This window comes from Methylobacterium sp. UNC300MFChir4.1 (assembly GCF_900110155.1).
Taxonomy (GTDB): Bacteria; Pseudomonadota; Alphaproteobacteria; order Rhizobiales; family Beijerinckiaceae; genus Methylobacterium.
In genome coordinates, this window is sequence record NZ_FOCS01000004.1 from 240788 (window position 1) to 252798 (window position 12011).

The following is a 12011-nucleotide window of genomic DNA, read 5'->3' on the forward strand; positions in this document are numbered from 1 at the left end:
TCACCGCTCGTCCGCTCGCCGCGCCGGCGGCGCCGCTTCGGTGTAGACGTACAGGCCGAAGTTCCAGCGATGCGTGCCGCCGGGATCGGTCTGGCAGGCGGCGTGCGCTTCCCGGTTGGCCTGCTGCAGCGCCTCCATGGCGATCTCGCGGGCGCGCGACTCGAGCCGGGTCGCGAGGTCCTTGGACAGCCCGTCGTAGTGGACCGCCCGCTCGAGGAAGCGCGGCGCGTCTCCGAAGATGTTGGCGACGGCGGCGGCGATATGGTCGTGCAGGTTGCGGCCGAAATAGTAGAGCTGGGGCCCCTCGGCGCCGTCGCCCCTCGGTACGTAGGCGGCCTCGGCCAGCACGATCCGGTCCTGCGGATCCGTGAAGGCCAGCCCGCGATCGAGCCACTCGTCGAGGACGGCGCGCGGCCGCAGGTCCCGCGTCACGCCCGCGACCAGCGACTCGAACGAGGGTGCGCCGCCCTCGGCCGTGCGCGGAAGTTTCAGGGGCTGGCCCTGCGCGTCGGTGAAGGCCGGGTCGGCGATCCAGCGAGCGATGATCCGGCTGGTGCGGGAGACGACCGCCGGGACGGCGCTGACCGGAGCACCGGCGCCCCGCAGGCGCCGGACCTCCTTGCGGTGGATGCCGGTGAGCAGGGAGACGCGGCTGTCGGTCTGCTCCTTTCCGGCGAGGGCGAAGTCGTACTCGGCGACGTTCACGTAGAGCTCGCGCAGCAGGTCGGTGAGCGCCGGGAAGGTGATGCCGCGGGCGACGAGCAGGCGCACGAGGGGGCGCAGCAGCCGCGCCAGCGGCGCGTGCAGGCTGGCGCCCTCCCGCGGTGTATCGGCAGTATCAGACATGGCCGCATCGTGACGGCTCATGCTGTGGGACACAATCCCACCGCGTGCGAAGGCGCACGCTGGTCCCTCGATTTCGCTTTGACGTGGGATTTTTGCACACGTAAAACGGCTTCGTGGTCAAATTTCCCACGAAATGCGGGGCCGGCCGATGACGATTGATACGCGAACGCTCGTGGCGAGGCCCCTGCCGCCGCTCACGCTTCCCACCGCCCAGGCGCGACGGGCAAGCCTGAGTGATCCCCTTCCGCGGCTCCGACGCCTCGTCTGCGTCGTCGCCGCGCTCACACTGCCCGTCCTCGGGGTCGCCGTCGCGGAAACGGTCCACCGCGCCGGTTCACCGAGGGCGCCGCAGGCCGCCGCTCCCGCCACCCCCTCAGGCGGGGCGGCGGCACCCTCGGGCGCCGTCGGGCCCCGACGCGCCGCGAGAACCGTGAGGGTCGCGGCACGCACGGAAGAGAACCGCGAGGTCCGCTCTTGATCGCCCTGTCCGGTATCGACCGCGCACGAACCGCGCCGACCTGCGGTGGAGCGGCCATTCTCGATCTCGCCCTCTGCCTGATCCTGTCCGTGACCGTCGTCGGGCTGCTCCTCCTGGCCCTCTGATCCCGCGGCTCCGCCGCGCGCCGAACGAGATTTCCATGAACGCACGAACCTCCGCAGCCCTCGCGGGCGCCGCATGCGGCTGCCTGGCCCTCGCCGCCCAGGCGGCCGACCTGCCCCGCCGCGCGCCGCCGCCACTGCCGTCGCTCCCGGTCTTCACCTGGACGGGCTTCTATGCCGGCGTGAATGCGGGATACGCGTTCCCGACCGGGAGCGGCGGCTTCACCGACCCGACCTACGGCGCCATCACGGGCGGCGGCCGGTCAGGCGGCTTCGCCGGCGGCGGCCAGATCGGCTACAATTACCAATTCACGCCGGGCTCCGGCGGCGTCGTCGGCGTCGAGGCCGACATCCAGGGCGCGGCCTTCGCCAAGGCGGACGCCGCCTATCTCGGCACCACGCCGTATTACAGTGTCCGACCGAGCCTCGACTATTTCGGCACGGTCCGCGCCCGGCTCGGCTACGCGTTCGACCGGGTCCTCGTCTACGGGACCGGCGGTTTCGCTTACGGCGGCGGGGCGCGCGCGACGGACGCGGGCGCCTACCCCTACACCCTGCCGTCGACCGACCGGACCGGATACGCGGCCGGCGGCGGCATCGAGTACGCCTTCACCGAGAAGCTCTCCGCCAAGGTGGAGGCGCTCTACCTCCATCTCGGCCGCGGAACGAACGCCGCCACGTACTACAACGCCAGTGTTCCGGCGTTTTATGGTGCCGGCAAACAGGACTCCGGGTTTGCGGTGGTTCGGGCCGGTGTGAATTACCGATTCTGAGCAATATTCGTTCGACGATAGCTTGACGGAGCGGTCAAGCTGGGTCGCAATGCCCTGCATTCGGCTTCGCGAATCTGTCGGCCGCGCGAGCCTGTCCACGGCCGAGGGATGTCGGTGAGGCCGGATACCGCGCGGGTGCAGCCCCGCGGGACCGCGGATTCTCTCCGACAGGATCGGCCGTGAGCATGCCCAGCTCGACCTCCCTCACGACAATGCTGCTCGCCGTCGCGCTCGCGGCCTGCACCGTCCCGGCGCGGGCGCAGGAGATCGTGCCGCCCGGGCCCGACGGGCGCGGCGCCATCCTGATCTACGGGAATTTCTGCGGCCCCGGCAGCCGCGGGCCCGGCTACCCGCCGATCGACGCGCTGGATCTCGCCTGCGCGCACCACGACGCGTGCTCGCCCGAGCCGGCCGCGGGAACGCTGCCGACCTGCGCCTGCAACGGCCGCCTCCGCGTCGAGGCGGGGCTCGTCGCCCGCGATCCGGCCGCGCCGGCCCGGACCCGCCAGACCGCGCAGTTCATCTCGGATTTCGCCGCGGCGCTGCCCTGCCAGTAGGGCGCACCGCGGGACCGTTCAGGCCGCGTCGGCCGGGTTGGCGGCTGCCTTCGGGCCGCCCTTGGCGACGCCCACCAGGGCCGGGCGCAGCACGCGCTCGCCGATGACGTAGCCCGCCTGCACGACCTGCACGACGGTGCCGGCCGGAACCTCCGCGTTCGGCACCTCGAACATCGCCTGATGGCGGTTCGGGTCGAACTTCTGGCCCTGCGGCTCGACGATCTTCACGCCGTGGCGCTCGAGGGTCTTGCCGAGGTCGCGCTCGGTGAGCTCGATCCCGTCGATCAGCCCCTTCAGGGCGCCGTCGGCCGTGGCCTTCGCGTCGGCCGGGACGCTGTCGAGGGCGCGGCGGATGTTGTCGGCGACGTTGAGCACGTCCCGGGCGAAGTTGGTCACCGCGTAGGCGCGCGCGTCGGCGACCTCGCGCTCCGTCCGGCGGCGCAGGTTCTCCATCTCGGCGAGGGTGCGCAGCGTCCTGTCCTTGAGCTCGTCGCGCTCGGCGGTCAGCAGGGCCAGGGCCTCCGCGACCGGATCGACGGTGGCCGACTCGCTGCCCTGACCCGCGGGCGCGGGATCCTGGGCCGCGCCGGCACCGGCTTCGACCGTGGTCTGGCGCTGGTCATCCTGGGGCATGTCGTTGCTCGTCATCACGTTTCAGTCGTGGGCGGGAATCGGTGAGGGATGGTGGAATCGGCGCTGATATCTGGCCACGGGGCCGCGAAATCAACCCGTACGCTCACGCCTCGCGCGGCGGCGGCGCCGCCACCAGCGCCTCCAGACCCTCGGCCTTCAGCGTCGCGACGTCGTGGGCGAACACGTCCATCACGGCGGCCCGGATCGCGGCCTGCCGGTCGGGCTGCGTCACCCGCGTGCCGGTGAGGTCGGTGACGTAGAAGACGTCCACGGCGCGCTCGCCGAACGTCGCCACATGCGCCGACGTGATGTTGAGCGACAGCCGGCTGAAGGCCGTGGTGAGCTCGTAGAGCAGGCCCGGCCGGTCGAGGCCGGTGATCTCCACCACGGTCTCCCGGCTCGACAGGGCGTTGTCGATGATGACGTCCGGCGGCACCGGGAAGGTCTTGGCGCGGGTGCTGGTCGGCGGGTGCTTGTCGGCCACGAGGTCGGCGATCTTGATCTCGCCCTTCAGCGCCCGCTCGATCGCCGCTGTGATGCGCTTGGTCCGACGCAGCTCGTCGTCGTCCCGCTCGAAGGCGCGCGAGATGAAGATCGTGTCGAGGGCGAACCCGTCCGTGGTGGTGAAGATCTGCGCGTCGACGATGTTGCTGCCGGCCGCCGCGCAGGCGCCGGTGACGATGGCGAGCAGGCGGGGATGGTCCGGCGAGTAGACCGTGATCTCGGTCACGCCCCGGACGGGATCGAGGGCGACGTCGGTCGCGCTGGTCCGCCCGTCGCGCACGACGTCGCGCAGGAAGATCGCGTTCTTGAGCTGGCGCGTGCCGTCGACCTTGAGCCAGTAGGCTTGGCTGTGGCGGGCCGCGTAGGCGTCGAACTCCTCCGAGCCCCAGCCGGGCAGCTGTTCCCGCAGGCCCATCTGCACGAGGCGCACCCGGTCGGTGCGGGCGATCTCGGAATGGCCGCCCGAGAGGTAGACCTCGGTCTCGTCGTACAGGGTGCGGACCAGGGTGCCCTTCCAGGCGGTCCAGACGCCGGGACCGACGGCGGTGATGTCGGCCACCGTCAGGATGGTCAGGAGCTTCAGCCGCTCCAGGCTCTGCACGCTCGCGGCGAAGCGCTCGATCGTCTTGGCATCCGAGAGGTCGCGGCTCTGCGCGGTCATCGACATCAGCAGGTGGTGCTCCACGAGCCAGCGCACCGTCTCGGTCTCGGCCTGGTTCAGGCCGAAGCGCGGGCAGAGCTTCTCGGCGATGGCGGCGCCGGCGATCGAGTGGTCCTCCGGGCGGCCCTTGGCGATGTCGTGCAGCAGGATCGCGACGTAGAGCGCGGTGCGGTTGTGGATCGAGTGCACGAGGCGCGAGACCAGCGGGTAGGTCTCCTGGGCCCGGCCCGATTCGATGTCCGCCAGCACGCCGACCGTGCGCAGCAGGTGCTCGTCCACCGTGAAGTGGTGGTACATGTTGAACTGCATCATCGCGACGATGCGGCCGAAATCCGGGATGAAGCGGCCGAGCACGCCCGCCTCGTTCATCTCGCGCAGCGCCTCCTCCGGCGCGTTCCGCGAGGTCAGGATCTCGACGAACAGCCGGTTCGCCTCGGGATCCACGCGCAGCGACGGGTTGACGAGGCGCAGGGACCGGTTAGCCAGCCGCTTGGCGTCCGGATGGATCGCGAGGTTATGCCGGTCGGCGAGCCAGAACAGCCGGATGAGGTTGACCGGGTCGCGCTCGAAGGCGTCCTCCGCGCGCAGGTTCACCCGGCCGTGGTCGATCCAGAAATCCTCCGCCTCCATGGCGGTCGCCCGGAACCGGTCGCGGAACCGGCCGATCCAGCGGTCGAGAACCGGCGTGCGCTTGGCGTGGCGCGCCTCCAGCTCCGCGCAGACGATGGCGGTGAGATCGCCCACATCCTTGGCGATGCGGAAATAGGCCTTCATGAAGCGCTCGACGCCGGAGAGGCCGCCCCGGGCCTCGTAGCCGAAGCGCTCGGCGATCCGCGGCTGCAGACCGAAGGACAGGCGCTCCTCGGCGCGCTTCGTGGCGAAGTGCATGTGGCAGCGCACCCGCCACAGGAACTCCTCGCAGCGCTCGAACAGCGCGTACTCCTCCGGGGTGAACAGGCCGGCGCTGACGAGCTCGATCTGGTCGCGGACCCGGTAGGTGTACTTGGCGATCCAGAACAGCGTGTTGAGGTCGCGCAGGCCGCCCTTGCCGTCCTTGACGTTGGGCTCGACGAGGTAGCGCGAGGTGCCGGCCTTGGAGACGCGCAGGTCGCGCTCGCGCAGCTTCGCCTCGACGAACTCGGCGGCGGATCCGACCACCAGCTCGGCGTCGAAGCGCGTCACGAGCTCCTCGTAGAGCACCCGGGTGCCGAACAGGTACCGCGCCTCCAGCAGGGCCGTCCGGATCGTCATGTCGGCCCGCGCCTCGCGCAGGCACTCCTCGACCGAGCGGGTGGCGTGGCCGACCTTCAGTTTCAGGTCCCACAGGACGTAGAGCATCCCCTCGACGACGCTCTCGGACCACGCGGTCTGCTTGTAGGGCAGCAGGAACAGCAGATCGATGTCCGATCCCGGCGCCATCGTGCCCCGGCCGTAGCCGCCGGTGGCGACCACCGCGAGCTGCTCGCCGGTCGACGGGTTGTCGTTGGGATAGAGCCGCCAGACCACGGCGTCGTGGATCGCCCGGACCACCGCGTCGGTGAGATTCGACAGGGTCTGCGCGCACAGCAGCCCGTTGCGGTCCTCGAGGAGCTGCGCCTCGGCGGCCCGGTGGCCCTCCTCGATCACCCGGCGCAGCTGCGGCACCAGCGCGGCCCGGAGCTTCGTGGGCTCGCGGGCCTCGCGGTCGAGGTTCTCGAGAACCGTATCGAGGGCGGCGACGGGATCGAACATGGTTCCCGTTAGCATGATATCCCTAAGCCGCCAGCCATGCGGCGCCCGCCGCTACTCCGCGGCCGGCAGATCGAGGGCGAGCAGCCGGGCCGTGCGGTTGCGGGTCGCCGCCCGGGGCTCGGTCTCGCTCGTCTGCCGCCGCGCGTCGGCGATGGCCGCGTGGACGCCGTCGACCGCCAGGATCAGCGCGCTGACCGTCCGCGCGTCGATGCTGCGCTCGCGGGCGTAGCAGACCACGTCCGCCACCAGCCCGTCGGTCTCGATCGCGATCGCGTCGAGTTCGGCGGCGCTGGTCGCCGCGCGCACCTCGCGCATGATGTCGAGGAGCCGGTCGAGGACGAAATCGACCCGCTCCCGGCGCTTGCGGGCGAGGCGCTGGCCGAGCCACGCGAAGCCGGAGCCGATCGTGCCGCCGAAGAAAGCGAACAGGTAGATGTAGTCCTCGTAGCGGTCGAGGAAGGTCTGCTGCTCGCGCTCGAAATAGTCGACGGCGCCGGGGTGGTTCGGCAGGCGCGCCGAGGTCGCCGCCACCGTCGTGTCGAAGTCCGGCGCCTTCATCAGCTTGGCCACCGGCGCGGTCGAGGCGAGCCGCGAGCGCCACTCGAACAGGTGCTGCGTCGCCGAGGCGACCGCGACGCGGCTCACCGTGCCGCGGGCCATCAGGCGATAGGAGGCGCCGACGGTCTTGACCTCCTCGTCGGGCCGCTTCGGGCGGCCGCCGAAGGTGCCGGCCGGGATCGTCACCGACTGCAGCTCGGGGAAGCGCTGCAGGATCGCGTCGCCGTCCGGGATCGAGACGAAGCCGATCTTGCGGTCCGGCGCGCCCAGCTCGACGGCGCGGACGACCGCGGCCGCCGGCTTGGAGGCCGGGCTCGCGATCACCGCCACCGCGTCGACCCGCTTCTCGGTGAGCGCGGCCGTGACGTCGCCGACCTTCAGCGGCACCACGACCACGTGGCCGGGCTCCGCCTCGGCGGCGTGGCCGGCCTCCGGCGCGTCCTCGCCCACGATGTCCGGCACGAGGTCGTAGAAGGACAGGAGGTTCGTGAGGAACGACAGGTCGGCGCTGTGACGGACCACGATGCCGAGCCGCTTGCGCGCCAGGGCCGGCACGTCGTCGAGATCGGCCGCCTCCGGCGCCGCGATGACGAGGGCCTCGTCGTGCAGGATCGCCAGGGTCAGCCCGTTCTCGGGCAGGAACACGTCCGGCCGCACCACCGCGAGGTCGGCCTTGTTGCGCTGGAGTGCCAGGGCGCTGTCGCGCACGTCGCCGTAGCGCACCACCTTGAGACGGACGTCTTCCCGCGCCCGGTCGAGGGCGCCGGCATAGGCCTCGATCAGCGCGGCCTCGGGCCCGTCCTGGGGGCCGACCGCCACCGTCAGAGTGTTCGGGCGCGACAGGTAGACGATCGCGGCCGCGGCCGCGGCGAGCCCCAGGGCCACGAGGACCAGGAGCCACTCGCGCCGCATCAGTACGGCCGCCGCGCCGTGCAGCCGCGGGCGCCATCGGCCCTGCGGAGTGCCGGGCGAAGAACGGTGGTTCGGGCCATGGCCGAGCCTGTCGCGTTGCACGCGTTCCATACCCGAGTCATGGAACGCAAACCTGTCGAGATCGTGAAGAACCGGTGAAATCTCCATTCGTTGCAGGATCCGCGCCAGAAGGTCGCGACCGCGAGATCAAGCCGCCCGGCCCCGTGAGCCCGGCCTGGCTGGAGCGTGCGGCGCTCCACTATCTGGAGCGCTACAGCGCCTCGACCGAGATGCTGCGCCGGACGCTCGCGCGCCGCGTCCAGAAGCGCGCGCGGGCCCGGGGCGAGGATCCCGAACGCTTCGCCGACCTCGTGACGGCGACCGTCGCGCGGGCGGTGTCGGCCGGCCTCGTGGACGACGCGCGCTTCGCCGACACCCGCCTCGCCACCCTGCGGCGTCGCGGCACCTCGACCCGCGGCGTCTCGGCCAAGCTCGCCGCCAAGGGGGTCCCGCGCGACGTCGTGGAGGCCGCCATGCTGGCGGAGCGCGACGCCCTGCCGGACGGGGAGGCGGACGCGATCGAGGAGCAGGCCGCGCAGGCCTACGCCAAGCGGCGACGCCTGGGACCGTATCGCCGCCCGGACCAGCGGGCGACGCACCGCGACCGCGACCTCGCCGCCCTGGCCCGGGCCGGCTTCGCCTACGGCCTCGCCCGCCGTGTGGTCGACCGGGAGCCCGACGAATCCGGCGAGCCCGACGCGCCCGCGTGACGGGTGCGGCATCGCGGCCCGGGGTGAACGCCGCGCCGGCCTTGCACCTTCGGCCGTGTTGTTCATTGTCTGTTCGATGGACGAGACCCTGGCCAAGAAGCTGCGCATCCTCGCGGACGCCGCCAAGTACGACGCCTCCTGCGCCTCCTCGGCCGCGCCGAAGCGGGCGGCCGGCAAGGACGGGCTCGGGTCGACCACCGGCGCCGGGATCTGCCACGCCTACACGCCCGACGGGCGGTGCGTCTCGCTCCTCAAGATCCTGCTGACGAACTGGTGCCTGTTCGACTGCGCGTACTGCGTGAACCGGCGCTCCTCGAACGTGCGGCGGGCGAAGTTCACCGTGGAGGAGGTCGTGAACCTCACCCTGAACTTCTACCGGCGCAACTACATCGAGGGGCTGTTCCTCTCCTCCGGCATCATCAAGTCGCCCGACCACACGATGGAGCTGCTGACCCGCGTGGCGAAGTCGCTCCGGCGCGACCACGGCTTCGCCGGCTACATCCATCTCAAGTCGATCCCGGAGGCGAGCCCCTGGCTGATCGAGGAGGCAGGCCTCTACGCCGACCGGCTCTCGATCAACGTCGAGCTGCCCACCGAGGCGAGCCTGGAGCGCCTCGCTCCCGAGAAGGACGGCGCCGCGATCCAGGGCGCCATGGCGCAGATCGGCGAGCGCATCGTGCAGGCCAAGGCCGAGAAGCGCCGGTTCTCGCCGGCCGGCCACTCGACGCAGGTGATCGTCGGCGCGGACGCCACCACCGACGAGGCGCTGATCCGCAAGAGCGCGCTCCTCTACGGCAGCGTCGGCCTGAAGCGGGTCTACTACTCTGCCTACAGTCCGATCCCGGACGGGTCGTCGATCCTGCCGCCGAAGCCGCCGCCGCTCCAGCGCGAACACCGGCTGTACCAGGCCGACTGGCTGCTCCGGTACTACGAATTCACCCCCGACGAGGTGGCCGACGCCTCCGAGGGCGGGATGCTCGCCCTCGACATCGACCCGAAGCTCGCCTGGGCGCTGAAGCACCGGGACAAGTTCCCGGTGGACGTGAACAAGGCCGACCGGGAATGGCTCCTGCGCGTGCCGGGGCTCGGGGCGCGGGCGGTCGACAAGATCGTCAGGGCGCGCCGCCACGCGACCTTGCGCCTCGATGACGTCGCCCGGCTGACCTCCGGATTGAAGCGGGCGCGCCCGTTCTTGGTGGCCGCCGACCATCGGCCGGTCGGGCTGACGGACCGGCTCGACCTCCGGGCGCGGCTGGTCGAGCCCGCGGCGCAGCTGAGCCTGTTCTGATGGGAGCGGGTCACGCGCCGAGTCCTTCTCCCTCCCTGGAGAGAGGGGATTCGCTGTCGCCGCGCGCCGTCGCGCTGCGCCCCGGCGCCGATCTCGACGGTTTCCGCAACGCCGCCCGGAGCCTCGTCGCGCGGGGCGTCGCGCCCGAAGCCGTGACGTGGTCGGTGACGGACGCGCCCGGCCTGTTCGGCGGCGACGCGGAGCAGGCCGCCGGGACGCCGCTTGTCCTGCCGAAGGCCGTCGCTACCTTGATCCCGCAGGTCATTCCCCACCGCGATCCGGAGCGCTACGGCCTGCTCTACGCGCTGATCTGGCGGGTCTGCCGCGGCGAGCGGCACCTGATGGAGGTCGGCAGCGACCCGCTGGTCCACCGCCTGCACCGGATGGCGAAGGCGATCGGGCGCGACCTCCACAAGATGCACGCCTTCCTGCGCTTCCGCCGGGCGGAGGGACCGGACGGCGAGCGCTACGTCGCGTGGTTCGAGCCGGACCACCACATCCTCGAGGCGGCGGCACCGTTCTTCGTCGATCGCTTCCGCGGGATGCGCTGGTCGATCCTGACGCCCGAGGGCTCGGCCCATTGGAACACCGAGACCCTGACTTTCGGGCCGCCCGGCGACCGTGCCCAACTTCCGGAGGGCGACGGCTTCGAGGCCGGCTGGCAGACCTATTACGAGAGCACGTTCAACCCGGCCCGCACCAACCTGAAGGCGATGCGGGCGGAGATGCCCAAGAAGTACTGGCACAACATGCCCGAGACGGCCGCGATCCCGGCCCTGGTCCGGGCGGCGGCCGGGCGCACCGAAGCCATGATCGAGAGGGAGCCGACCTTGCCCACACGCCGCGAACCCGCCCGGGCCGTCGCCGCCATGGCCGACCAGGATCCCAAGAGCCTCGACGAGCTGAACGCGATCATCCGCCGGACCGAGCCGCTGGTGCCGGGGGCCACCCAGGCCGTGCTCGGCGAGGGGTCGGTCGGGGCGACGGTGGCCTTCGTGGGCGAGCAGCCCGGCGACCAGGAGGACCGGCAGGGCCGGCCCTTCGTCGGGCCCGCCGGCCAGCTGCTCTCCCGCGCTATGGCGGAGGCCGGGATCGACCGGGGCGCGAGCTACCTGACGAACGCGGTCAAGCACTTCAAGTTCGAGGAGCGCGGCAAGCGCCGCATCCACCAGAAGCCGACAGCCGGCGAGGTCAGCCACTACCGGTGGTGGCTCGACCGGGAGCTCGAGTTCGTCGGTCCGAAGCTCGTCGTGGCGCTCGGCGCGACCGCCGTGCTGGCGCTGACCGGCAAGGCGATCCCGATCACCCGGGCGCGCGGTCCGTTCCGCTTCGACCGGCACGACAACCGATTCCAGGGCTTCATCACGGTCCACCCGTCCTACCTGCTCCGGTTGCCGGACGAGGCGAAGGCGGAGGCCTACGCGGCCTTCGTGGACGACCTGCGCCGGGTGGAGGCGCTCGGGCGCGAGCTCACGGCCTGATCCTCCTCTGCCGCGGTTCTGCTATGCTGGCGGCCGCCGATTCCCTCCGGTCCCGCCGCCATGGACAAGCTCGCCGCCCTCGACATCCTGCGCGCCAACGAGGCGGAACTGCGCCGCCGCGGCGTGCTGCACGCGGCCTTGTTCGGTTCGGTTGCCCGGGGCGACGCGCAGGCCGACAGCGATCTCGACGTGATGATCGAGATCGACCGGGAGCGCGTGCGCGACCTCTTCACCTATGCCGGCCTGTGCCGCTTCATCGACGAACTGTTCCCGGTTCCGGTCGACGTGGCCGACCGGGAAAGCCTGAAGCCGCGCGTCCGTCAGCGGGCCGAGCACGATGCGGTTTCCGCCTTCTGAACGGGCGCTCGCCGCCTGCGAGGACATCATCGACAACGCCGATGCCGCTCAGCGCTTCGTCGCCGGCATGTCGTTCGAGGCCTTCGTGGCGGACCTGCGGACCAACTACGCGGTCGTCCGCTGCCTGGAGATCGTCTCGGAGGCGAGCCGACGGCTGACCGACGCGATGCGCGAGCGCCATCCGGATGTTCCGTGGCGCGACATCGCCTCCATCGGAAACGTCTTTCGTCACGGCTACCATGGCGTCAAGCTGGACATCGTCTGGCGGACCGTCCACGAGCGCTTGCCCGTTCTCGTCGCGGCCTGCCGCGCCGAATTCGTCCGCGCGCCCGACTCCTGA

Annotated in this window: 12 protein-coding genes; 8 read left to right on the forward strand and 4 right to left on the reverse strand. The window is 71.4% G+C overall.

All coding sequences use genetic code 11. The features are described 5' to 3' along the window. Entirely contained in the window at positions 1–846 is an 846-nt protein-coding gene (locus BMY19_RS08620; RefSeq protein WP_100251445.1) for a DUF6502 family protein, read from the reverse strand. Positions 847–1320: 474 nt separating this feature from the next. On the opposite strand from BMY19_RS08620, the gene BMY19_RS31605 reads away from it, so the two are divergent. The 3 genes from BMY19_RS31605 (at position 1321) to BMY19_RS08635 (ending at position 2776) form a co-directional block, all read left to right on the forward strand. Further along, entirely contained in the window at positions 1321–1449 is a 129-nt protein-coding gene (locus BMY19_RS31605) for a hypothetical protein (protein ID WP_020092541.1), read from the forward strand. Between the two features lie 35 nt (positions 1450–1484). Next, entirely contained in the window at positions 1485–2219 is a 735-nt protein-coding gene (locus BMY19_RS08630) for an outer membrane protein (RefSeq protein ID WP_100251446.1), read from the forward strand. Positions 2220–2404: 185 nt separating this feature from the next. After that, positions 2405–2776 (forward strand): phospholipase A2 family protein, encoded by a 372-nt coding sequence (locus BMY19_RS08635; RefSeq protein WP_020092539.1) that lies wholly within the window; start codon positions 2405–2407, stop codon positions 2774–2776. 18 nt (positions 2777–2794) lie between these two features. Here the strand turns inward: BMY19_RS08635 and grpE are convergent, their stop codons facing one another. From grpE to BMY19_RS08650, 3 genes are all read right to left on the reverse strand, one after another. Further along, positions 2795–3409, reverse strand: coding sequence for a nucleotide exchange factor GrpE (gene grpE, locus BMY19_RS08640; RefSeq protein WP_026604829.1), 615 nt, complete (start codon positions 3407–3409; stop codon positions 2795–2797). A 103-nt stretch (positions 3410–3512) separates the two neighbouring features. Then, positions 3513–6305 (reverse strand): [protein-PII] uridylyltransferase, encoded by a 2793-nt coding sequence (locus BMY19_RS08645; RefSeq protein WP_020092537.1) that lies wholly within the window; start codon positions 6303–6305, stop codon positions 3513–3515. Between the two features lie 51 nt (positions 6306–6356). Continuing rightward, a complete protein-coding gene (locus BMY19_RS08650; protein ID WP_020092536.1) occupies positions 6357–7775 on the reverse strand; it encodes a TAXI family TRAP transporter solute-binding subunit in 1419 nt (472 codons plus the stop codon). A 224-nt stretch (positions 7776–7999) separates the two neighbouring features. Between BMY19_RS08650 and BMY19_RS08655 the strand changes: the two genes are divergently transcribed. The 5 genes from BMY19_RS08655 to BMY19_RS08675 all read left to right on the forward strand — a co-directional run bounded on the left by BMY19_RS08655 (position 8000) and on the right by BMY19_RS08675 (position 12011). Then, positions 8000–8545 (forward strand): regulatory protein RecX, encoded by a 546-nt coding sequence (locus BMY19_RS08655; protein WP_091976870.1) that lies wholly within the window; start codon positions 8000–8002, stop codon positions 8543–8545. A 76-nt stretch (positions 8546–8621) separates the two neighbouring features. Next, entirely contained in the window at positions 8622–9833 is a 1212-nt protein-coding gene (locus BMY19_RS08660; protein WP_100251447.1) for a putative DNA modification/repair radical SAM protein, read from the forward strand. Beyond that, a complete protein-coding gene (locus BMY19_RS08665; protein WP_170862926.1) occupies positions 9833–11314 on the forward strand; it encodes a UdgX family uracil-DNA binding protein in 1482 nt (493 codons plus the stop codon). Before BMY19_RS08660 ends, BMY19_RS08665 begins: the two co-directional genes overlap by 1 nt. A 60-nt stretch (positions 11315–11374) precedes the next feature. After that, positions 11375–11671 carry a nucleotidyltransferase family protein gene (locus tag BMY19_RS08670; RefSeq protein WP_100251448.1) on the forward strand — a complete coding sequence of 99 codons (297 nt, stop codon included), beginning with the start codon at positions 11375–11377 and terminating at the stop codon, positions 11669–11671. Beyond that, positions 11652–12011 carry a HepT-like ribonuclease domain-containing protein gene (locus BMY19_RS08675; protein WP_100251449.1) on the forward strand — a complete coding sequence of 120 codons (360 nt, stop codon included), beginning with the start codon at positions 11652–11654 and terminating at the stop codon, positions 12009–12011. Before BMY19_RS08670 ends, BMY19_RS08675 begins: the two co-directional genes overlap by 20 nt.

Coding starts and splice junctions, on each gene's coding strand:
- BMY19_RS08650 (WP_020092536.1), bottom strand. CDS start 7,775: ATGCGGCGCGAGTGGCTCCTGGTCCTCGTGGCCCTGGGGCTCGCCGCG.
- BMY19_RS08675 (WP_100251449.1), top strand. CDS start 11,652: ATGCGGTTTCCGCCTTCTGAACGGGCGCTCGCCGCCTGCGAGGACATC.
- BMY19_RS08660 (WP_100251447.1), top strand. CDS start 8,622: ATGGACGAGACCCTGGCCAAGAAGCTGCGCATCCTCGCGGACGCCGCC.
- grpE (WP_026604829.1), bottom strand. CDS start 3,409: ATGCCCCAGGATGACCAGCGCCAGACCACGGTCGAAGCCGGTGCCGGC.
- BMY19_RS08645 (WP_020092537.1), bottom strand. CDS start 6,305: ATGTTCGATCCCGTCGCCGCCCTCGATACGGTTCTCGAGAACCTCGAC.
- BMY19_RS08665 (WP_170862926.1), top strand. CDS start 9,833: ATGGGAGCGGGTCACGCGCCGAGTCCTTCTCCCTCCCTGGAGAGAGGG.
- BMY19_RS08635 (WP_020092539.1), top strand. CDS start 2,405: ATGCCCAGCTCGACCTCCCTCACGACAATGCTGCTCGCCGTCGCGCTC.
- BMY19_RS08620 (WP_100251445.1), bottom strand. CDS start 846: ATGTCTGATACTGCCGATACACCGCGGGAGGGCGCCAGCCTGCACGCG.
- BMY19_RS08630 (WP_100251446.1), top strand. CDS start 1,485: ATGAACGCACGAACCTCCGCAGCCCTCGCGGGCGCCGCATGCGGCTGC.
- BMY19_RS08670 (WP_100251448.1), top strand. CDS start 11,375: ATGGACAAGCTCGCCGCCCTCGACATCCTGCGCGCCAACGAGGCGGAA.